At 68.3% G+C, this 19,511-nt stretch carries 21 protein-coding genes and 1 tRNA gene; 3 read left to right on the top strand and 19 right to left on the bottom strand.

The genetic code is table 11. The features are described from left to right. Positions 1-21: 21 nt before the first annotated feature. From LG380_RS02215 to trpB, 11 genes are all read right to left on the bottom strand, one after another. Positions 22-774, bottom strand: a complete 753-nt coding sequence (locus tag LG380_RS02215; RefSeq protein ID WP_225763407.1) for an NADH-quinone oxidoreductase subunit C — start codon at positions 772-774, stop codon at positions 22-24. 34 nt (positions 775-808) lie between these two features. Next, a complete protein-coding gene (locus LG380_RS02210; RefSeq protein WP_225763406.1) occupies positions 809-1,363 on the bottom strand; it encodes an NADH-quinone oxidoreductase subunit B in 555 nt (184 codons plus the stop codon). Beyond that, positions 1,354-1,710 carry an NADH-quinone oxidoreductase subunit A gene (locus LG380_RS02205; protein ID WP_225766417.1) on the bottom strand — a complete coding sequence of 119 codons (357 nt, stop codon included), beginning with the start codon at positions 1,708-1,710 and terminating at the stop codon, positions 1,354-1,356. The genes LG380_RS02210 and LG380_RS02205 overlap by 10 nt, the downstream gene beginning before the upstream one ends. 112 nt (positions 1,711-1,822) lie before the next feature. Continuing rightward, positions 1,823-1,907 (bottom strand) — tRNA-Leu (locus LG380_RS02200). 48 nt (positions 1,908-1,955) lie between these two features. Beyond that, positions 1,956-2,381: a preprotein translocase subunit SecG gene (gene secG, locus LG380_RS02195; protein WP_225763405.1), complete on the bottom strand. Its 426-nt coding sequence runs from the start codon at positions 2,379-2,381 to the stop codon at positions 1,956-1,958. Positions 2,382-2,409: 28 nt separating this feature from the next. Beyond that, positions 2,410-3,162, bottom strand: coding sequence for a triose-phosphate isomerase (gene tpiA / locus LG380_RS02190; protein ID WP_225763404.1), 753 nt, complete (start codon positions 3,160-3,162; stop codon positions 2,410-2,412). Positions 3,163-3,335: 173 nt separating this feature from the next. Beyond that, complete coding sequence (locus LG380_RS02185; protein WP_225763403.1) at positions 3,336-4,274, bottom strand: 2-oxoglutarate and iron-dependent oxygenase domain-containing protein; 939 nt, start codon at positions 4,272-4,274, stop codon at positions 3,336-3,338. Positions 4,275-4,452: 178 nt separating this feature from the next. Further along, entirely contained in the window at positions 4,453-5,805 is a 1,353-nt protein-coding gene (gene glmM, locus LG380_RS02180; protein ID WP_225763402.1) for a phosphoglucosamine mutase, read from the bottom strand. Further along, positions 5,805-6,689 carry an acetyl-CoA carboxylase, carboxyltransferase subunit beta gene (accD, locus tag LG380_RS02175; RefSeq protein ID WP_225763401.1) on the bottom strand — a complete coding sequence of 295 codons (885 nt, stop codon included), beginning with the start codon at positions 6,687-6,689 and terminating at the stop codon, positions 5,805-5,807. The genes glmM and accD overlap by 1 nt, the downstream gene beginning before the upstream one ends. A 120-nt stretch (positions 6,690-6,809) precedes the next feature. Continuing rightward, positions 6,810-7,622, bottom strand: a complete 813-nt coding sequence (trpA, locus tag LG380_RS02170) for a tryptophan synthase subunit alpha (protein WP_225763400.1) — start codon at positions 7,620-7,622, stop codon at positions 6,810-6,812. A gap of 29 nt (positions 7,623-7,651) precedes the next feature. Further along, a complete protein-coding gene (gene trpB / locus LG380_RS02165; protein WP_225763399.1) occupies positions 7,652-8,866 on the bottom strand; it encodes a tryptophan synthase subunit beta in 1,215 nt (404 codons plus the stop codon). A 94-nt stretch (positions 8,867-8,960) separates the two neighbouring features. Between trpB and LG380_RS02160 the strand changes: the two genes are divergently transcribed. Further along, entirely contained in the window at positions 8,961-9,848 is an 888-nt protein-coding gene (locus LG380_RS02160; protein WP_225763398.1) for a LysR family transcriptional regulator, read from the top strand. 21 nt (positions 9,849-9,869) lie between these two features. On the opposite strand, the gene LG380_RS02155 is transcribed toward LG380_RS02160, so the two are convergent. From LG380_RS02155 to prmB, 8 genes are all read right to left on the bottom strand, one after another. After that, positions 9,870-10,523 carry a phosphoribosylanthranilate isomerase gene (locus LG380_RS02155; protein ID WP_225763397.1) on the bottom strand — a complete coding sequence of 218 codons (654 nt, stop codon included), beginning with the start codon at positions 10,521-10,523 and terminating at the stop codon, positions 9,870-9,872. Continuing rightward, positions 10,520-11,293 carry a tRNA pseudouridine(38-40) synthase TruA gene (gene truA, locus LG380_RS02150; RefSeq protein ID WP_225763396.1) on the bottom strand — a complete coding sequence of 258 codons (774 nt, stop codon included), beginning with the start codon at positions 11,291-11,293 and terminating at the stop codon, positions 10,520-10,522. The genes LG380_RS02155 and truA overlap by 4 nt, the downstream gene beginning before the upstream one ends. A gap of 38 nt (positions 11,294-11,331) precedes the next feature. Next, complete coding sequence (locus LG380_RS02145; protein ID WP_225763395.1) at positions 11,332-11,697, bottom strand: VOC family protein; 366 nt, start codon at positions 11,695-11,697, stop codon at positions 11,332-11,334. A 14-nt stretch (positions 11,698-11,711) separates the two neighbouring features. Beyond that, positions 11,712-13,481 (bottom strand): FimV/HubP family polar landmark protein, encoded by a 1,770-nt coding sequence (locus LG380_RS02140; protein ID WP_225763394.1) that lies wholly within the window; start codon positions 13,479-13,481, stop codon positions 11,712-11,714. 105 nt (positions 13,482-13,586) lie between these two features. After that, complete coding sequence (locus LG380_RS02135; protein ID WP_225763393.1) at positions 13,587-14,612, bottom strand: aspartate-semialdehyde dehydrogenase; 1,026 nt, start codon at positions 14,610-14,612, stop codon at positions 13,587-13,589. An 84-nt stretch (positions 14,613-14,696) separates the two neighbouring features. Next, positions 14,697-15,731, bottom strand: coding sequence for a D-glycerate dehydrogenase (locus LG380_RS02130; protein WP_225763392.1), 1,035 nt, complete (start codon positions 15,729-15,731; stop codon positions 14,697-14,699). Further along, positions 15,724-16,827, bottom strand: coding sequence for a chorismate synthase (gene aroC / locus LG380_RS02125; RefSeq protein ID WP_225763391.1), 1,104 nt, complete (start codon positions 16,825-16,827; stop codon positions 15,724-15,726). The genes LG380_RS02130 and aroC overlap by 8 nt, the downstream gene beginning before the upstream one ends. Then, positions 16,824-17,750, bottom strand: a complete 927-nt coding sequence (gene prmB / locus LG380_RS02120) for a 50S ribosomal protein L3 N(5)-glutamine methyltransferase (RefSeq protein WP_225763390.1) — start codon at positions 17,748-17,750, stop codon at positions 16,824-16,826. Before prmB ends, aroC begins: the two co-directional genes overlap by 4 nt. Positions 17,751-17,917: 167 nt before the next feature. Here prmB and LG380_RS02115 point away from each other — a divergent pair, with 167 nt between their 5' ends. Further along, positions 17,918-18,562 (top strand): SCO family protein, encoded by a 645-nt coding sequence (locus LG380_RS02115; protein ID WP_225763389.1) that lies wholly within the window; start codon positions 17,918-17,920, stop codon positions 18,560-18,562. Beyond that, on the top strand, positions 18,559-19,401 hold the full coding sequence (gene asd / locus LG380_RS02110) for an archaetidylserine decarboxylase (protein ID WP_225763388.1): 843 nt from the start codon (positions 18,559-18,561) through the stop codon (positions 19,399-19,401). The genes LG380_RS02115 and asd overlap by 4 nt, the downstream gene beginning before the upstream one ends. Positions 19,402-19,511: the final 110 nt, after the last annotated feature.

Genomic DNA, 19,511 nt, shown 5'->3' with positions numbered 1-19,511 from the left:
CGCTGGCCGGATGGATAATGCTCACTTCGCTGCCTCCGTCTGCGCGCGCTCGCCGGCTGCGGTCTGGAAACGCGCGTCGTCGCGGATAACGCGCGGCACGTTCACACGCGGCTCGACCGAGGTCACAGGCTCATAAACCACGCGCTTCTTCTCTTCGTCGTAGCGCACTTCGACGTTGCCGATCAGCGGGAAGTCCTTGCGGAACGGATGGCCCACGAAACCGTAGTCGGTCAGGATGCGGCGCAGGTCCGGATGACCTTCGAAGATCACGCCGAACAGGTCGAACGCCTCGCGCTCGAACCAGTTCACGCCCGGCCACACATCGGTCAGCGAAGCGACCACCGGCAGCTCGTCGTTCGGCGCATAGCAGCGCACGCGCATGGCCAGATTGTGCTGGTAGGAACGCAGTTGCGCGACCACGGCAAAACGCTGCTGCGGCAGCGGCTGCGGCTGCACGCCCTCGGCGGTCTCGCGGCTGGGGAACTCGCCCCAGGCGAAACGGCCGACGGCCTTGCCTTCCACGCCACGGCTGAAGCCCTGGGAGGACACGTCGTCAGTGTCCCATTCGTCGCTGCCGTAACCCAGGTAATCCACGCCGCACATGTCGACGAGCTGCTCGAAGCCGAGCTCGTCGCGCAGCGCCAGGCAGGTGTCGTGCCACTGGGCGGCAGGCACTTCCAGCGTCACTTCGCCGCGCGGTTCGACCACGAAGACCTGCGCGCCGGCGAAACGCGCGGTGAGTCGATCGATGAAGGAGGATGCTTGCTGTGCCATGGGGGGCTTGGCGTGCTCTTGTAGACGAAAGGAATCAGCGCGCGATGGTCTGGGTACGCCAGATCTTCTTCTGCAGCTGGAGGATGCCGTAGACCAGCGCTTCGGCGGTCGGCGGGCAGCCCGGCACGTACACGTCCACCGGCACCACGCGGTCGCAACCGCGCACCACCGAATAGGAGTAGTGGTAGTAGCCGCCGCCGTTGGCGCAGCTACCCATGGAGATGACCCACTTCGGGTCCGGCATCTGGTCGTAGACCTTGCGCAGCGCCGGGGCCATCTTGTTGACCAGGGTGCCGGCGACGATCATCACGTCGGACTGGCGCGGCGACGGGCGGAACACCACGCCGTAGCGGTCCAGGTCCAGGCGCGCGGCGCCGGCGTGCATCATCTCGACCGCGCAGCAGGCCAGACCGAAGGTCATCGGCCACATCGAGCCGGTGCGCGCCCAGTTGAGCAGCGCATCGACGCTGGTGGTGACGTAACCCTTCTCCAGCAGCGGGTTCTCGCCTTCCGGGCGCAGGATGTCGTCAACCCGCCCTTCCGGGATGGGGTTGTTCATCAGCCCATCGAGAGTCTGAATCACTCCCATTCCAGCGCTCCCTTCTTCCAAACGTAGATAAAGCCAAGGAAAAGCATGCCAACGAACAGGCCCATGGTGATCAGCGAACGGGCGCCGATTTCCATGAACACCTGGGTCCAGGGCACGATGAAGATGATTTCCAGGTCGAAGACGATGAACTGGATGGCGATGAGGTAGTAGCGCACGTCGAACTTCATGCGCGCATCCTCGAAGGCCTCGAAGCCGCACTCGTAGGCCGAGAGCTTCCGGGCGTCCGGGCTACGGGGGGCGAGGAATCGACCGACCAGCATCAGCGCCACGCCGATACCGGTGGCAACGATCAGAAACAGCAGGGACGGCAAATATTCGGCCAGCACAGCGATTCTCTCTTGCCTCTGCCGCTGCGCCTGCTGGCGCGTTGGCATGGGGGATTGGCGGGTTGCCACTCGCAGCGCTTGCCCGCCCCACGAAACCCGCAAACAAACATAATGGTGCCCAAGAGGGGACTCGAACCCCTACGACTCTCGTCGCTACCACCTCAAGGTAGTGCGTCTACCAATTCCGCCACCTGGGCATGCGTACGCACCGAGCTTTGCCAGTGCGCTGCATATTGTAACCGTCTTCAGTCTTTCTGCGAGCCTTCCGACGGCTTTTCTTCACTCGAAGAAGTCGATTCGGCCGCAGTCGGCACAGCGCCTTGCGCAGCCGGATCGGCCACCGGCGCCTGCGGCACCTGCAGCTCGCCCGGGGCAACGGCCGGGGCGGCCGTCTCCACCGGTGCGGACATCAGGCCAGCGTCGGTGTTCGGGCGGGCGCCATGGGTGGCGTACCACGCCATGAACAGGCTGATGCCGAAGAACACGATGGCCAGCCACTTGGTCGACTTGGACAGGAAGTTCGACGCGCCGCGCGAGCCGAACACCGTGCCCGAAGCACCGGCACCGAAACCCGAACCCGCTGCCGCACCCGAGCCGCGCTGCATCAGGATCAGGGCGATCATCGCCACTGCCACCAGCACATAGACCACATTGAGGATCAACATCAGCATTTGGATTTCGTCCGGACCGTACAAATCTTTAGCGACCAGCCGCCGCCTTGGCGATGGCCAGGAAATCGGCGGCCACCAGCGAGGCGCCACCCACCAGCCCGCCGTCGACATCGGGCTGCGAGAACAGCTCGGCGGCATTGTCGGGCTTCACGCTGCCACCGTAGAGGAGGGGCAGCGAATCGGCGATTCTAGCATCGCACGAGGCAAATTCGCCACGGATGAAGGCATGCACGGCCTGCGCCTGCTCCGGGCTGGCGGTGCGGCCGGTACCGATCGCCCACACCGGCTCGTAGGCCACCACGGCCGAGGAGAAGCCCCCGGCGCCGACCAGGTCGATCACCGGACGCAACTGGGCCGCGATCACCTGCTCGGTCTCGCCCGCCTCGCGCTGCTCCAGGGTCTCGCCCACGCACAGCACCGGCACCAGGCCGGCCTTCAGCGCGGCGGCGAACTTGCGGGCGACCAGCTCGCTGCTCTCGTGGTGGTACTGGCGGCGCTCGGAATGGCCAACCAGGACGTAACGCGCACCGACATCAGCCAGCATTGCGGCCGAGATCTCGCCGGTATAGGCACCCTTCTCGTGCTCGCTGACGTCCTGGGCACCGAAATCCACGCCGCGGCCGGCGAACCCCGAGGCCAGGCCGTCCAGGTAGGCGACCGGCGGGATGACCACCAGCTCCACGCCTTCGACCGGCGCGGCGACGAGACCGCCGACCAGGTCCGAAGCGAACTGGCGGCTGCCATGGAGTTTCCAGTTACCGGCGACGATCTTGCGGCGCATCTCACCCATCCTGTGCAAATTGGCGCGCAAGGATAGCCGATCTACCCAGCTGGCCCCATAGCCCGCGGCTACCTGCCCTCACCCCTTGGCCGCCGGGACGCGCCACCGGAGGGCAGAAACAGGAACGGCGGGCCATGGCCCGCCGTCCCGTCGATATCCCGTGGCGGGAGTGATTACTTCAGCTTGATCTCGCGCAGGCGCTCTTCCAGGAAGCCGTGTGCGGTGATCGGCTCCGGATAGCGGTCCGGGTTCTCCTCGCTGATGCAGCCCGGCAGGGTCTTGATCAGGAAGTCCGGGTTCGGGTGCAGGAAGAACGGCACCGAGTAACGCGGCTGGCGGGCCAGCTCACCCGGGGGATTGACCACGCGGTGGATGGTCGACGGATACACGTGGTTGGTCAGGCGCTGCAGCATGTCGCCGATGTTGACCACGATGGTGTCGCCCTCGGAGGTGAAGGGCACCCACTCGCCGTCATGCGAACGCACTTCCAGGCCGGCAGTGGAGGCACCGACCAGCAGGGTGATGAAATTGATGTCCCCATGGGCACCGGCGCGCACATTGGGGATGTCGTCGGCGGTGATCGGCGGGTAGTGGATCGGGCGCAGGATCGAGTTGCCGAAGTTGGTCTTGTCGGCGAAGAAGTTCTCCGGCAGGTCGATGTGCAGGGCCAGCGCGGCCAGCACGCGCGAGCCCAGGGCGTCGAGCGCGTTGTACAGGGCCAGGCCGTATTCCTTGAATTCCGGCACTTCGTCAGGCCATACGTTCGGCGGCATCACGTCGCGGTACTTCGAATCCTCCGGCAGCTCGCGGCCAATGTGCCAGAACTCCTTCAGGTCGAAGTACTTGGAATCCTTGGCGGTCTCGATGCCGAACGGGGTGTAGCCACGCGCACCGCCCTGGCCTGCCAGGTGGTACTTCTTCTTGGTTTCTTCCGGCAACGCGTAGAACTTGCGGAAGGCGGCGTAGGCGTTGTCTATCAGTTCCTGGCTGATGCCATGGTTGCTGATGCCGGCAAAACCCCACTGGCGATAGGCGGCGCCCAGCTCGGCGACGAACGCTTCGCGGTCGGTGTCGAAGCGGGTGATGTCCAGGGTGGGAATACGTGCAGTCATGTCTGGCTCGGAGTGGATGCCCGGAGGGGCACAGGCGCGGCGCGCCCGGTTGGGGAGGGGCGGCAATTATCCACCAACAAGACCCAACCCGGGCCGACCGAAGTCATTGCGGAACGGGCGGATTGGCGCTAAGCGACGGCCTCCTGGCCACCGCCTCCGAATTGACCGCCCGACTGGATCAGGCTGCCGCGGCGCGGACCGCGTCAGCCAGGGTCTGCAGGGTCGAATCGACCAGCTCACGGCTGTCGGCCTCAACCGTCACGCGGACCACCGGCTCGGTGCCGGAAGGCCGCAGGAACGCCCTTCCCCGCCCCTGCACGGCCGACTGCGCAGCCGCCAGCGCCGCCTGCACGGCGTCCGAGCCGACCACGGCCTTGGCATCGCCGGTCAGGCGCACGTTGACCGTGCTCTGCGGGACCATGACCAAGCCCTCCAGCGCCTGGCGCAGGCTGCGACCGCTGGCCTGCAGCACGTCCAGCACCTGCAGCGCGCTGACGATGGCATCGCCGGTGGTGGCGCGGTCCAGGCACAACAGGTGCCCGGAGGCCTCGCCACCCAGCACGCCGCCACCTTCCACCAACGCCTGGTGCACATAACGGTCGCCGACCTTTGCCCGCACGAACTGGATCTGCGCCGCGCCCATGGCCTGCTCGAAACCGTAGTTGGTCATCAGCGTACCGACCACCGGACCGCGCAGGCGGCCGGACGCCTTCCACGCATGGGCCAGCACGTACAGCAGGCCGTCGCCATCCACCGGCCGGCCCTGGTCGTCGGCCATCAGCACGCGGTCGCCGTCGCCGTCGAAGGCGATACCCAGGTCCGCGCCGGTCTCCCGTACCTTGGCCGCCAAGTTGGCGACATGCATCGAGCCGACGCCGTCGTTGATGTTCACGCCGTTGGGCTCGGCACCGATGGCGATGACCTCGGCACCCAGCTCGCGGAACAGCAGCGGGGCGATGTGGTACGTGGCGCCATGCGCACAGTCCAGCACCACCTTCGTCCCGCGCAGGTGGAAGCCCCGCGGCACGCTGGCCTTGCAGAATTCGATGTAGCGGCCAATGGCATCACGGGTGCGCATGGCCTTGCCCAGGCGCTCGGATTCGACCGTGGAGAACGGCGCGTCCAGCGCAGCTTCCAGCGCCAGCTCGGTCGCGTCGTCGAGCTTTTCGCCTTCGGCCGAGAAGAACTTGATGCCGTTGTCGTAGTGCGGGTTGTGCGAGGCGCTGATGACGATACCGGCGTCGGCACCGAGGGTGCGGGTCAAAAACGCCACCGCCGGGGTCGGCATCGGCCCGAGCAGCTGCACGTCGGTACCGGCGGCAACCAGCCCGGCTTCCAGCGCGGCCTCGAACATGTAGCCGGAAATGCGGGTGTCCTTGCCGATCACCACCACCGGCCGACGGCCGGCGGAGCGCTGCAGCAGCACGCGGCCCAGGGCGTTGCCCAGGCGCAGCACGAAATCGGCGGAAATGGGCCCCTGTCCGACCCGGCCACGGATGCCGTCGGTCCCGAAGTACCTGCGCGCGGACATCAGGCGACCGCCTGCGCGGACGGGCGCTCCTGGCGCATCATCATGGCCAGCAGCGAGGCAAGGCGATCGCGCATCTGGCGGCGGTCGCAGATCTGGTCGATGGCACCGTGCTCGAGCAGGAACTCCGAACGCTGGAAGCCTTCGGGCAGCTTCTCGCGCACGGTCTGCTCGATCACACGCGGACCGGCGAAGCCGATCAGCGCCTTGGGCTCGGCGATGTTGATGTCGCCCAGCATCGCGAACGAGGCCGACACGCCACCGGTGGTCGGATGGGTCAGCACCGAGATGTACGGCAGGCCGGCTTCGCGCAGCTTGCCCAGCGCGGCCGAGGTCTTGGCCATCTGCATCAGCGACAGCAGGCCTTCCTGCATGCGCGCGCCACCACTGGCGGAAAAGCACACGAACGGGCAGCCCAGCTCCAGCGCGGTTTCGGCCGCCAGGGCGAAGCGCTCGCCGACCACCGAACCCATCGATCCTCCCATGAAGGCGAAGTCGAACGAGGCGACGACCAGCGCGCGACCTTGGAGCTCGCCCCGCATGGCCACCAGAGCGTCATATTCACCGGTGTTCTTCTGCGAGGACTTGATGCGCTCGCCGTAGCGCTTCTGGTCCTTGAACTTGAGCACGTCCGTCGGCCCCAAGCGGGCGCCGATCTCGACCATGCTGCCCTCGTCCAGCAGGGAGGCCAGGCGGGCACGGGCTCGGATCGGCATGTGGTGGTCGCACTTGGGGCACACCTCCAGGTTTTCTTCCAGCTCCGGCCGGTACAACGCCGCGCCGCAATTGCTGCACTTTTCCCACAGACCTTCGGGGACGCTGCGCTTCTTGCTGGGAGTGTTTTCGGTGCGGATGCCCGAAGGCATCAACTTGCTGAGCCAACTCATGCGGGGTGACGGTTCCGTTCAGGGCGGCCCCGGGGCCGCGACAAGGGGACAGTCTAGCGCGGCGCATGAAACCGACGGTAGCGAATGGAAAACGCTACCGCCGCCGCTCCGGCAAGGGGTTCAGCCGCGATCTAGCGCCTCGCGCAGGGGCCACAGGAAGGCGCCGGCGCGCTGCGCCGCATCGTCCACGCCGCTGGCCCGGGCCAGTTCGGCCACCAGCGCACTGCCCACCACCACGCCGTCGGCATCGACCGCCATCGCCGCCGCGGTAGCCGCATCCCTGATGCCAAAACCGGCGACCACCGGCACACTGGCCGCCTGGCGCAGGTGGCGCAGGCGCTGGCCGGCAGCGTCCATGTCCAGCAGGTCGCTGGCACCGGTCACGCCATTGAAGCTGACGTAGTAGAGGTAGCCGGCAGCGTCACTGCACAGCCGGGCCACGCGAGCTTCCGGCGTGGTCGGCGAGGCGAGCAGCACCAGCGCGAGCTGGCGCGCGGCAAACGCGGCACGCAGGTCGCCGGCTTCTTCCGGCGGCAGGTCAACCAGGAGCACGCCGTCCACGCCCGCCTCGGCGGCGGCGCTGGCAAAGCCTTCAGCGCCGCGGATCTCGACCGGGTTGAGGTAGCCCATCAGCACCACCGGGGTGGTGGTGTCGGCAAGGCGAAACTGGGCCACGGCCTCAAGCACGTAGCGCATGCCGGCACCACGGGCCAGCGCGCGCTCCGAGCTGCGCTGGATCGTCGGGCCGTCGGCCATCGGGTCGGAGAACGGCACGCCCAGCTCGATCACATCGGCGCCGGCGGCGACCAGTGCGTGCATCACCGGCACCGTGGCCTCCAGCGACGGGTCGCCGGCGGTAATGAAAGGAATCAGGGCCTTGCGGCCTTCGGCCTTGAGGCGGGCGAAGGCGGCATCGATGCGCGGTGCGGTCATGGCGTTACCCGGAACAGCGGATGCGGCGCTCACAGGCTGATGCCCTCGCGGCCGGCGATGGTGTGCACGTCCTTGTCGCCACGGCCGGACAGGTTGCACAGCACGATCTGGTCGGGCGACATCGTCCGCGCCAGCTTGATCGCCTGGGCCACCGCATGGCTCGATTCGAGCGCCGGCAGGATGCCCTCGACCCGGGTCAGGCGGTGGAAGGCCTCCAGCGCCTCCTCGTCGGTGATGCCGACGTAGGTGGCGCGGCCGCTGTCGGACAGGAAAGCGTGCTCGGGGCCGACGCCGGGGTAGTCCAGGCCGGCGGAGATCGAATGGGTCTCGGTGATCTGGCCGTCGTCATCGCACAAAACATAGGTGCGGTTGCCGTGGAGTACGCCCGGGCGGCCGGCGCTGATCGAGGCCGCATGGCGGCCGGTGTGGATGCCGTCACCGGCCGCCTCGGCGCCGTAGATCGCCACGCCCGGGTCGTTGAGGAAGGCATGGAACAGGCCGATCGCATTGGAGCCACCGCCCACGCAGGCGGTGATCGTATCGGGCAGGCGGCCGTACTCGGCCAGCATCTGCTCGCGCGCCTCGCGGCCGACGATCGCATTGAAGTCGCGCACCATGCGCGGATACGGGTCCGGGCCGGCGACGGTGCCGATGATGTAGAAGGTGTCGGCGATATTGGTCACCCAGTCGCGCATGGCCTCGTTGAGCGCGTCCTTCAGCGTCGCCGAACCACTGGTCACCGGCACCACCGTGGCGCCGAGCAGCTTCATCCGGTAGACGTTGATCTTCTGCCGCTCGATGTCGGTGGCACCCATGTAGACCACGCACTCCAGGCCCAGGCGCGCGGCGACCGTGGCCGAGGCGACGCCATGCTGGCCGGCACCGGTCTCGGCAATGATCCGCTTCTTGCCCATCCGCGCGGCCAGCAGCGCCTGGCCGATGGTGTTGTTGATCTTGTGCGCGCCGGTGTGGTTCAGGTCCTCGCGCTTGAGCAGGATCTGCGCGCCACCGACCTCGCGGCTTAGCCGCTGCGCGTGGTAGATCGGGCTCGGCCGGCCAACGTAGTGGGCCAGGTCCTTGTCATAGGCCTGCTGGAAGGCCGGATCGACCCGCGCTGCGTCATAGGCGGCGGCCAGTTCCTGCAGCGGCCCGATCAGGGTCTCGGCAACGAAGCTGCCGCCGTACCGACCGAAGTGTCCGGAGGCGTCGGGGAAAGCGTGGAAATCGGGGACGGGAGAGGACATGGAAGCGCGCCAATGAATTCAGGCCGTCACCTTAACGCACACGTTCCGGCAGGAAAATCGATAAAGTCTGCACAATCATGTTACAAAAAATCACATGAAAACTGTCCGCACCCTCCCCTCGCTCAACGCGCTGCGCACTTTCGAGGCAGCTGCGCGCCTGCAGAGCGTGAGCGCGGCGGCGGCCGAGCTGCACGTCACCCACGGCGCGGTAAGCCGGCAACTGCGGCTGCTCGAGGAGGAGCTGGGGCTGGACCTGTTCGAGCGCGATGGCCGCGGCATCCGCCCGACCGCGGCAGGCCGGCACCTGCAGCAGGCCGCGGGCGAGGCGTTCGAGCGGATCCGCGGCGCGGTGGCGCAACTGCGCCAGCCCGCGCGAAACGAGGCACTGGTGCTCGGCTGCCCCGGCAGCCTGCTCGCCCGCTGGATGATCCCGCGCCTGCCTGCGCTGCAGCGCGACCTGCCCGGGCTGACCCTGCACCTGTCCGCCCAGGAAGGCGACAGCCGCGCCTCGCTCGATGGCGTGGACGCGGCGCTGTTGATCGACCAGGGCCCGTGGCCGGCCGGCTGGCAGGTGGACGCACTGGGTACCGAGCAAATCGGCCCGGTCATGGCCCCGGCCCTGGCCGCCACCCTGCCCGGCGACGATCCGCAGGCCCTGCTGTCACAGCCGCTGCTGCACACCGCCTCGCGCCCCCAGGCCTGGCCGACATGGGCAAGCGCACAGGGGCTGGAGCCGGCACGGCTGCACTACGGCACCGTCTTTGAACACCTTTATTACCTGCTTGAAGCCGCCGTGGCCGGAATCGGCATCGCCATCGCGCCAGAGCCCCTGGTGGCCGACGACCTGGTCCACGGCCGGCTGGTCGCCCCGTGGGGCTTCACCGAGACCGGTGGGCAGTGGGTGCTGTGCCGCAGCGCCGGCCGCTCCGATCCACGCATCGATGCGCTGGCCCGCTGGCTACGGGACCAGCTGCGGAACTGATAATCGCGGGCGTGGCCGGCGTCAGGACATCTCGTGGCAGTCGGCCCTGCGCACTTCCTCGACGAACTTGCGCATCCTGTACCCGTCCTTGATCCCCGGCTCGGATTCGATGCCGCTGGACACATCCACGCCCCACGGCAGCACCGAGGTCACCGCGTCGAACACGTTCTCGGGGTGCAGGCCACCTGCGAGCAGGAACGGGCGATGCAGGCCGGTTGGCAGTTGCGACCAGTCGAAGGCGACGCCGGTGCCGCCCTGGGCGCCCGGCGCATGGCTGTCGAACAGGAAGCCGGCCGAGGTGGGATAGGCCAGCTGCAGCGAGCGTGCACTCATCGGCTCGCCCCCCATCGGGATGGCCTTCAGGTACGGAAGATTGAAGCCACGACAGAACGCCTCGTCTTCCTCGCCGTGGAACTGCAGCAGGGTTGGTCGTACGGTGCGCAATACCTCGCGTACTTCCTCGCGTGGGTTGTTCCGGAACAGCGCGACCACGTCGACCATCGGCGCGGTGGCCTGGCGCATCGCGCGCGCCTCGGCCGGGGCCACTCGGCGCGGGCTGCCCTTGGCGAAGATGAAACCGACCGCATCCACGCCCAGTTCGCCGGCCAGGCGGATATCGCCGGCGCGCGTCATGCCGCAGAACTTGATGCGCGTGCGATAGAGATTGCGCGTCATAGGGTGACCTCGGCAGGCAGGTGCCAGTTATCGGGATACAGGGGACCGACGAAGACCAGCCCCTGCGGCGGCGCGGTGGGGCCGGCAACGTTGCGATCGCGCCCTGCAAGCAGTTCGCTGATCCAGCTCACCGGTTGTTCGCCGGCCCCCACCGGAATCAGCGAGCCGACGATATTGCGCACCATGTGATGAAGGAATGCATTGGCCTGCACCTGGATCTCGACCACCTCGCCATGACGCCGTACCGAGATCGACTGCAGCTCGCGCCGTGCATGCAGCGCCTGGCACTGCACGCTGCGGAAAGCGCTGAAGTCGTTCTCGCCGATGAGTACCTGCGCTGCTTCGTGCATGGCATCGGTGTCCAGCGGACGGCGCTCCCAGCTCAGCGTCTGCCGGTACAGCGCCGGACGTACCTGGCGGTTGAGCAGCCGGTAGCGATAGCGCCGCGCCCTTGCCGAGAAGCGTGCATGGAAGTCATCGGCCACCGGCACGCACCAGCGCACCGCCACCGACGGCGGCAGGCGCGTGGTGGTACCCAGCATCCAGCCGCGCGGATCACGCGCGACGTCGCTGTCGAAGTGCACCACCTGGCATTCGCCGTGGACGCCGGCATCGGTACGCCCGGCGCAGACCACGCTGACCGGGGCATTGGCCACCGAGGACAGCGCGTCCTGCAGCGTGGCCTGCACGCTGGCGCAACCGCTCTCGCCCAGCTGCTGCCAACCCTTGAAGTCGCTGCCGTCATATTCCACGCCCAGCGCGTAACGCATGTCTCAACCTCGGAATTGTTGCCACCGGCGCGCCCGGCTCACGCGGCGTCGCGCATGGACCACACGGCCAGCTCGTTGCCGCCGGGCTCGGCGAAATGGAACCGGCTGCCGCCGGGAAAGGAAAACACCGGCTTCAGCAGCTGGCCGCCGTTGGCGAGGATCGCCTGCTGCACCGGCTCCAGCTCATCGGCATACAGCACCAGCAACGGTGCGCCGGCGCCGGCCTGCTGCGGCTGCCCGCGGAAGAATCCGCCCTGCAGGCGGCCATCATCGAAGGCGACGTAGTCCGGACCGTAGTCCTCGAATTGCCAGCCGAAAACCTGTTCGAAGAAGCGGCGGCTGGCCGCCGGGTCGGACGAGGCGAACTCGACGTAGTCGATCCGTCGCTCGCGGGGGTCAGTCATGTCAGCCGCGCCGCTCACAGGCGGCCAAGCAGCTCGATCGCCTCGGCACGCGCCTGCTCGTCACCGCCCATCGCCACTTCCTGCAGCAGGGTGCGCGCGGTTTCGGCATCGCCCAGGTCCATGTAGGCGATCGCCAGTTCCAGACGCTCGCGGCCGGCAGGAGCGGGATTGAGCGGTGCGATCCGGGCCGGATCGGCGTCACGCCAGGCCTGGTCCTCGATGGTTTCCGGCTCGACCTCGAAACCAGGGATCTCCACCGGTGCGGATTCCTCGACGGTCTCTTCGACCACCTCGTCCACCGGCGCGACGAACGGGGCCTCGGCCACCTGCTCGTCGTACTGGCTGGCGGCAACGTCCTCGTCGCGCTCTTCCAGCGTCGGCACCTCGACCGGCTCGTTGCGGCCTTCCGGCATCGCCGCGGCCAGCGCGGCGCTGTCCAGGCCATGGCGCGACAGCGGCGGCAGCGGCGAGGGCTTGCGACGGCGCGACAGCAGCCAGGCCACGCCACCGACGGCGAGCAGGACCACGCCGCCCCACAACCATGCCGGCAGGCCGGCTTCGTTGTTCTGCGGCGACTGCGCCAGGCGCTGCTGCGCGGCGGCCAGGTCACTGTCCTTCATCGCGATCAGCGCCTGCTGCTGCTGCTGCAGCTTCTCCAGTTCGGCCACGCGGTCGCGCAACTCCTGCAGTTCGGCGTCGCGGGTAGCCAGGTCTTCCTTGGCCTGTCGCAGTTGTTCGTTTGCCAGCATGTCACCCTCGCCACCGGCCGCCAGGCCGGTCGTCGTTCCCGCGTTCTGTGCCGTATCGCCCACGGCCGGGGCGATTTCCAGTCGTGCATCAGTGGCCGCCGGTGCGGCCGCGGCAGCCGTGACCGGCGCAGATGCCGGGGCAGTGCCCGCTTCGGCCGGCTGCGGCACAGGCGCTCGCGCCTGGCGCCACTGCGCGGCCTGCTCGCGGACGATGGCCGCCGCTTCGGCCGCGTTGACCTGGGCCAGCTCGTCCTGGCGCGGCGTACGCAGCACCGCGCCCTGCTTGAGCAGGTTGACGTTGCCGCGGATGAAGGCCTCCGGGTTGGCGCGCATCAGCGCGACCATGGTCTGGTTGACCGAGTAGCCGCTGCCACGCGACAGCTCGCCGGCAATCTGCGATAGGGTCTGTCCGCGCTGCACCGGTGCCAGCTCCTGGCCACCCGCAGCCGGGCGCGGCGCGGATGCGGCAGCCACCGGCGCAACCGGAACCGGTGCCGGTGCGATCTGCGGTGCCGGAGCAACGGGTGCCGGAGCGGGAGCCGGCGCCTCGTCCAGCGGCAGCGGCTCGGGGTCACGGATGATGGTGTTGGGCAGCGCGGCCTGCGGCGCCTCGATCGCCGGCTCGGCAATGGCCGCGGCGGTGTTGGGTGCATCGACCAGCGCGGAGTACTCGCGCACCAGCCGGCCCTTGCCCCAGTCGACCTCGATCAGGAAGCTCAGTGCCTGCACCTGGACCGGCGCCCTGCTGGTCACGCGGATGACGGCCCGGCCCTGCGCGTTCTGCGCGAACTCGAACTGCAGCTCGCTCACCAGCCCCTGCGGTCGCTCCAGGCCGACACGGGCGAAGGTGGCCGCCGATGCCAGGCCGACGCGGGCATTCTCAAGCTCGCCCGGGTCGCTGGAGATCACCGGGATTTCGGCCACCAGCGGCTGTCCCGGGCGGGAAAGCACGCGGATGTCGCCCAGACCCAGGGCCATCGCCGCGCTGCTGCACAGCGTCAGTGCGATGGCGAGGATGCCCTTTAAGGGACGCATCGCGTCCTTGCCCCTGTTTTTCATGCCGGCAAATATACCGGCTGCGCCGCGCTGCGAATACCGCCGGGCCCGCTGCAGCAAGGTGGCAACGGGCCCGGTGTGGGCTCAGCCGCCGGCGGCGACCAGCTCGGCCAGCTGCACGGCGTTGAGCGCGGCACCCTTGCGGATGTTGTCGGCCACCACCCACATGTCCAGACCACGCGGGTGCGAGATGTCCTCGCGCAGGCGGCCGACATAGACCGGATCGTTACCCGAGGCGTGGGTGACCGGGGTCGGGTACCCGCCGGCGGTGCGCTCGTCGACCACTTCCACGCCCGGCGCGGCGGCCAGCAGCTCGCGCACGCGCTCGACGCTGATCTTCTGCCGGGTCTCGATGTGCACCGCCTCGGAGTGGCCGTAGAACACCGGCACGCGCACCGCAGTGGGGTTCACCAGGATGGAGTCGTCGCCGAGGATCTTGCGGGTCTCCCACACCAGCTTCATCTCTTCCTTGGTGTAGCCGTTGTCCTGGAATTCGTCGATGTGCGGGATCAGGTTGAAGGCGATCTGCACCGGGAACTTCTTCGCCTCGGCGGGCTGGAAGCCGAGCAACTGTGCGGTCTGCCTGCCCAGTTCCTCCATACCCGTCTGGCCGGCGCCGGAGACCGACTGGTAGGTGGCGATGTTGATGCGCTCGATGCCGGCCTCGCGGTGGATCGGCGCCAGCACCGGCATCAGCTGCATGGTCGAGCAGTTCGGGTTGGCGATGATGCCGCGCGGACGGTTCTTCGCCGCGTCCGGGTTGACCTCGGAGACCACCAGCGGCACGTCATCGTCGTAGCGGAAGGCCGAGGAGTTGTCGATCACCACCGCACCGGCGGCGGCGAACTTCGGCGCGTATTCCTTCGAAATATCGCCACCGGCCGAAAACAGCACGATGTCCACGCCGGCCGGGTCGAAGGTGGCCAGGTCCTCGACGGTGATCTTGCCGCCGTCGAACTCGATCTGGTTGCCGGCCGAACGGGCCGAGGCCAGCACGCTCAGCTTGCCGACCGGGAAGCCGCGCTCGGCGAGGATGGACAGCATGGTCTGGCCGACCGCACCGGTGGCACCGACGACAGCGACATGGAAGGAACGGGTTGCATTGCTCATGGGGGTTTCTCGCTGGAATTCTGAAGTGGGAACGCTCTGCACGCTGGGTTCGGGGAACCTCCGGTCACGGGCGAAGGAGGTTCCCTATCGTTTGCAGCCGGCGGTTTTTTTCATGGCGGCCGCGGCAACGGCGTCGGCGTTGACCGGGGACGACGGACGACCCGCCTGCGGGCCGTGGCCGAGCGCGGCGATCAGGTTGTCCACGGCCAGCGTCACCATTGCCCGGCGCGTGGCCAGCGACGCGCTGCCGATGTGCGGGGTCAGCACCACGTTGCGCAGCGCCAGCAGTTCCGGGCGCACCGCCGGCTCGCCCTCGTACACGTCCAGCCCGGCCGCGGCCAGGCGGCCATTGGCCAGTGCATCGGCCAGCGCGAGCTCGTCGACGATGCCACCGCGGGCGATGTTGACCAGCGTCGCCGTGGACTTCATCCGCGCCAGCGCGGCGGCGTCGATGATGTGGTGGGTGTCGGCGCTGTAGGGCAGCACCGTGACCAGGTGGTCGGCCTGGGCCAGCAGGTCCTCGAAGCTGACCCACTGTGCGCCCAGCTCCCTTTCGACCGGTTGCGGCAGGCGCGAGCGGTTGTGGTAGAGCACGCGCATGCCAAAGCCATGGTGGCCACGGCGGGCGATGCCCTGCCCGATCCGGCCCATGCCGAGGATGCCCAGGGTGCTGCCGTGCACGTCGGCGCCGAGCATGGTCGAGAACGACCACTGCCCCCACTGCCCTTCGCGCAGCCAGCGTTCGGATTCGGTGATGCGCCGCGCCGCGGCCATCAGCAGGGCAAAGCCGAGGTCGGCGGTGGTCCCGGTCAGCACGTCGGGCGTGTTGGTTGCGAGGATGCCGGCATCGCCGAGCGCAGCGATGTCCAGGTTGCTGTAGCCCACGCCGACATTGGCGATGGCACGCAGGCGCGGGGCGCCGGCGATCTCGGCCGTGCCGATGCGTTCGTTGAGGGTGACCACGGCGCCATCGACATCACGCAGCTGCGCGGCGATGGCCTCCGGTGTGTACGCGGTGACCTCGGTCGCGGCGACCACCTCGAAGTACTGCTGCAACCGGTCGACGATGTCGTCGAACAGCGGCTGCGATACCCAGACGCGGGGCCGGGCTTCAGCCATCGACACTGCCCGGGATGCGCGGCGTGACGGTGCCGACATCACCGCACTGCGCGCGATGGCGCAATGCCTGGTCCATCAGCACCAGGGCGACCATGGCCTCGGCGATCGGGGTAGCGCGGATGCCCACGCAGGGATCGTGGCGGCCGGTGGTGATCACGTCGACGGGATGGCCGGCGGTATCGACCGTGGCACCGGGCAGGCGCAGCGACGAGGTCGGCTTGAGCACGATCGAGGCGGTGACCTGCTGGCCGGTGGAAATGCCACCGAGGATGCCGCCGGCATGGTTGGACAGGAAACCGTCAGGGGTGATCAGGTCGCGGTGCTCGGTGCCGAGCTGGGCAGCGCTGGCAAAGCCGTCGCCGATCTCCACGCCCTTGACCGCGTTGATGCTCATCAGCGCCGCGGCAAGCTCGCCGTCGAGCTTGCCGTAGATCGGCTCGCCCCAGCCCGGCGGCACGCCATCGGCGACCACGTTGACGCGCGCGCCGACTGAATCGCCGGACTTGCGCAGCGCGTCCATGTAGCTTTCCAGCTCCGGCACCTGCGCGGCATCGGGCCAGAAGAACGGGTTGTCCTCGACAGCATCCCAGTCAAGACCGTCCGGGGTGATGCTGCCCAGTTGCGACAGGTAGCCGCGCACGGTGACCCCGAAGCGCTGCTTCAGCCACTTCTTGGCGATCACGCCGGCGGCTACGCGCATGGTGGTCTCGCGCGCCGAGGAACGCCCGCCACCGCGAGGGTCGCGGATGCCGTACTTCTGCCAGTAGCTGTAGTCGGCGTGGCCGGGACGGAACTGCGCGGCGATGGCGCTGTAGTCCTTGCTGCGCTGGTCGGTGTTGCGGATCAGCAGGGCGATCGGCGTACCGGTGGTGCGGCCCTCGTAGACGCCGGACAGGATCTCGACCTCGTCGGCCTCGCGTCGCGCCGAGGTGTGGCGCGACTTGCCGGTGGCCCGGCGCTGCAGGTCGTGGGCGAACTCCTCCGGCGCGATCTCCAGTCCCGGCGGGCAGCCATCGACCACGCAGCCGATCGCCGGACCATGCGATTCGCCGAAGGTGGTGACGGTGAGCAGCTTGCCGAAACTGTTGGAGCTCATCGCTGCGCGGCCAGCTCCGAGATCCGTGCGTGGTGGCGGCGCAGTTCGGCCGCCTCGACCGCGAAGATGCCCATCTGGCCGACCTTGAACTCGATCCAGGCCAGATCCAGTTCCGGCAGCAGCGCGTTGACGTGCTGCTCCGAATCACCGACCTCGCAGATCAGCAGGCCATCCTCGCTCAGGTGGTCCGGAGCGTCGCGCAGGATCTTGAGCACCAGGTCCAGGCCATCATCACCGGCGCGCAGCGCCAGTTCCGGCTCGTGGCGGTACTCGTCCGGCAGCTCGTCGGTCTCCTGGTTGGTCACGTACGGCGGGTTGGTCACGATCAGGTCGTAGACCCGACCCTCCAGCCCGGCGAACAGGTCGGACTTGATGATCTCGACGTTGTGCGCCAGCAGGCGCTCCCTGTTCTCGTGGGCCAGGCTCAGCGCGGCATCGTTGATGTCGCTGCCGTCGACCTGCCAGTTCGGGTAGTAGTGACCCATCGCGATGGCAATGCAGCCCGAGCCGGTGCACAGGTCCAACGCGCGGCTCACGTCACGACCGGCCAGCCACGGCTCGAAACCGCCCAGGATCAGTTCGGCGATCGGCGAACGCGGCACCAGGGCACGGCTGTCGCTCTTGAAGCTCAGCCCGGCGAACCAGGCCTCACCGGTCAGGTAGGCCGCCGGCACACGCTCGTTGATGCGGCGCTCGAAAAGCGCCAGCACCTTTTCCTTCTCCGGGCGCAGCACGCGGGCCTGGCCGTAGGCCGGGCCAAGGTCATGCGGCAGGTGCAGGCTGTGCAGGACCAGCTGGGTGGCCTCGTCCAGCGCGTTGTCGTAACTGTGGCCGAAGGTGAGTCCGGCTTCGTTGAAACGGCTGGTGCCGTAGCGGATCAGGTCAATGATCGTGTGGAGTTCGGCAGCCGCTTCGGCAGTCATGACAATAGCTGTAGTGCAGACAAGGCCCCCGATTATAGGGGGCGGCCCGGTATATTGAGCGTTCGTTGCAGGCGAAACCTCGCCGCGACGCCACCGGCAGTCGCCCGCCAGCGATGCCATCGTCCGCCCGGCCGCTCCGCGGCCCGCCCACCTGGAACACTGGCTACATGTTCAACCGTACGACGGCCCTGATCCTGCTTGTCGCCCTCGCCGCCGGGCTCGGCCTGATGGCCGGCAAGAAATTCTTCGACCGCGACGGCGGCGGGCGCAGCGCCCGCGCCATCACCTTCTACCCGCAGCCGCGCGAACTGCCCGACTTCAGCCTGGGCCAGTCCGACGGCACGCGCCTGATCCCCGGCGAGCTCAAGGGCCACTGGACCCTGGTGTTCCTGGGTTTCACCGCCTGCCCGGACGTGTGCCCGACCACCCTGGCGCAGCTGGCCGCCGCGCAGAAGCAGTGGGAAACGCTGCCGGACGGCATCCGCCCGCGGGTGGTGCTGGTCTCGGTAGACCCCGAGCGCGACACCCCGGCCCGGCTGGGTGAGTACGCCCATGCCTTCCACAGGCACACACTGGCCGCCACCGGCGACATCCCCTCGCTGGAGAAGTTCGCCACCTCGCTGGGCTTCGTGTTCCAGAAGGTCGAGGGCAGGCATTTCGACGAGAACCCCGACGACTACACGATGGACCATTCCTCCAGCATCGCCGTGCTCGACCCCGATGGCCGGCTGGCCGGACTGATCCGCCCGCCCTTCGACCCGGCCGCGATTGCCGCCGACCTGCTGCAGCTGACCGAGAACACCGCCCCATGAGCCTGACCACCCTGCTGACCTACGCCCTGCCCCACCGCCTGCTGTCGTCGATGGCGCGCAACCTGGCGTATTCGGAGAACCCGCGGGTCTCGCGCTGGCTGATCGACACCGTCACCCGCAAGTTCGGCGTGGACCTGGAGGAGGCTCTGGACCCGGACCCGCGCAGCTACACCAGCTTCAACCGCTTCTTCACCCGTGCGCTGAAGGAAGGCGCACGCGTGGCCGACCCCGATCCGCGCGCGCTGCTGATGCCCGCCGACGGGCGGATCAGCCAACTGGGCACGATCGAGGGTGGCCGCATCTTCCAGGCCAAGGGCCAGTCGTTCACCGCTGCCGAGCTGCTGGGCGATGCGGAGGACGCCAAGGTGTTCTGCGATGGCCTGTTCGCCACCATCTATCTGTCCCCGCGCGATTACCACCGGGTGCACATGCCCTTTACCGGCACCCTGCGCGAAACCGTGCACGTACCGGGCCGCCTTTTCAGCGTGGGCCCGGCCGCGGTGGCGAAGGTGCCGCGCCTGTTCGCGCGCAACGAGCGCCTGGTCTGCCATTTCGATACCGAATTCGGCCCGATGGTGCAGGTGATGGTCGGCGCGCTGCTGGTGTCCGGCGTGGAAACGGTGTGGGGCGGCGAGGAAATCCCGGCCTACGGCGACGGCATCACCCGCAAGGACTACCGCGGCCAGGGCATCACCCTGCAGCGCTTTGCCGAGATGGCGCGCTTCAACTACGGCTCCACCGTGGTCGTACTGCTGCCGCCGGGCGTGGCCGAGCTCGAGTCCGGCCTGGTGGCCGAAGGCCCGGTGAAACTGGGCCAGGCACTGGCGCGGTTGAAGTAAGCGCCGCCATTGAAGGACCAGAAAAGGCCGCCGGATGGCGGCCTTTCTGCATCCACTGCTGCGATACGCCGCAACGACAAAGGCCGCCCGAAGGCGGCCTTTGCTTGCCA

This window comes from Stenotrophomonas sp. Marseille-Q4652 (assembly GCF_916618915.1).
Lineage (GTDB): Bacteria > Pseudomonadota > Gammaproteobacteria > Xanthomonadales > Xanthomonadaceae > Stenotrophomonas.
The sequence above is the reverse complement of the archived record's forward strand: the minus strand, read 5'-3'. Positions and strand labels throughout refer to the sequence as shown.

Coding starts and splice junctions, on each gene's coding strand:
- LG380_RS02215 (WP_225763407.1), bottom strand. CDS start 774: ATGGCACAGCAAGCATCCTCCTTCATCGATCGACTCACCGCGCGTTTC.
- LG380_RS02210 (WP_225763406.1), bottom strand. CDS start 1,363: ATGGGAGTGATTCAGACTCTCGATGGGCTGATGAACAACCCCATCCCG.
- secG (WP_225763405.1), bottom strand. CDS start 2,381: ATGCTGATGTTGATCCTCAATGTGGTCTATGTGCTGGTGGCAGTGGCG.
- tpiA (WP_225763404.1), bottom strand. CDS start 3,162: ATGCGCCGCAAGATCGTCGCCGGTAACTGGAAACTCCATGGCAGCCGC.
- LG380_RS02185 (WP_225763403.1), bottom strand. CDS start 4,274: ATGACTGCACGTATTCCCACCCTGGACATCACCCGCTTCGACACCGAC.
- glmM (WP_225763402.1), bottom strand. CDS start 5,805: ATGTCCGCGCGCAGGTACTTCGGGACCGACGGCATCCGTGGCCGGGTC.
- accD (WP_225763401.1), bottom strand. CDS start 6,689: ATGAGTTGGCTCAGCAAGTTGATGCCTTCGGGCATCCGCACCGAAAAC.
- trpA (WP_225763400.1), bottom strand. CDS start 7,622: ATGACCGCACCGCGCATCGATGCCGCCTTCGCCCGCCTCAAGGCCGAA.
- trpB (WP_225763399.1), bottom strand. CDS start 8,866: ATGTCCTCTCCCGTCCCCGATTTCCACGCTTTCCCCGACGCCTCCGGA.
- LG380_RS02160 (WP_225763398.1), top strand. CDS start 8,961: ATGAAAACTGTCCGCACCCTCCCCTCGCTCAACGCGCTGCGCACTTTC.
- LG380_RS02155 (WP_225763397.1), bottom strand. CDS start 10,523: ATGACGCGCAATCTCTATCGCACGCGCATCAAGTTCTGCGGCATGACG.
- truA (WP_225763396.1), bottom strand. CDS start 11,293: ATGCGTTACGCGCTGGGCGTGGAATATGACGGCAGCGACTTCAAGGGT.
- LG380_RS02145 (WP_225763395.1), bottom strand. CDS start 11,697: ATGACTGACCCCCGCGAGCGACGGATCGACTACGTCGAGTTCGCCTCG.
- LG380_RS02140 (WP_225763394.1), bottom strand. CDS start 13,481: ATGCGTCCCTTAAAGGGCATCCTCGCCATCGCACTGACGCTGTGCAGC.
- LG380_RS02135 (WP_225763393.1), bottom strand. CDS start 14,612: ATGAGCAATGCAACCCGTTCCTTCCATGTCGCTGTCGTCGGTGCCACC.
- LG380_RS02130 (WP_225763392.1), bottom strand. CDS start 15,731: ATGGCTGAAGCCCGGCCCCGCGTCTGGGTATCGCAGCCGCTGTTCGAC.
- aroC (WP_225763391.1), bottom strand. CDS start 16,827: ATGAGCTCCAACAGTTTCGGCAAGCTGCTCACCGTCACCACCTTCGGC.
- prmB (WP_225763390.1), bottom strand. CDS start 17,750: ATGACTGCCGAAGCGGCTGCCGAACTCCACACGATCATTGACCTGATC.
- LG380_RS02115 (WP_225763389.1), top strand. CDS start 17,918: ATGTTCAACCGTACGACGGCCCTGATCCTGCTTGTCGCCCTCGCCGCC.
- asd (WP_225763388.1), top strand. CDS start 18,559: ATGAGCCTGACCACCCTGCTGACCTACGCCCTGCCCCACCGCCTGCTG.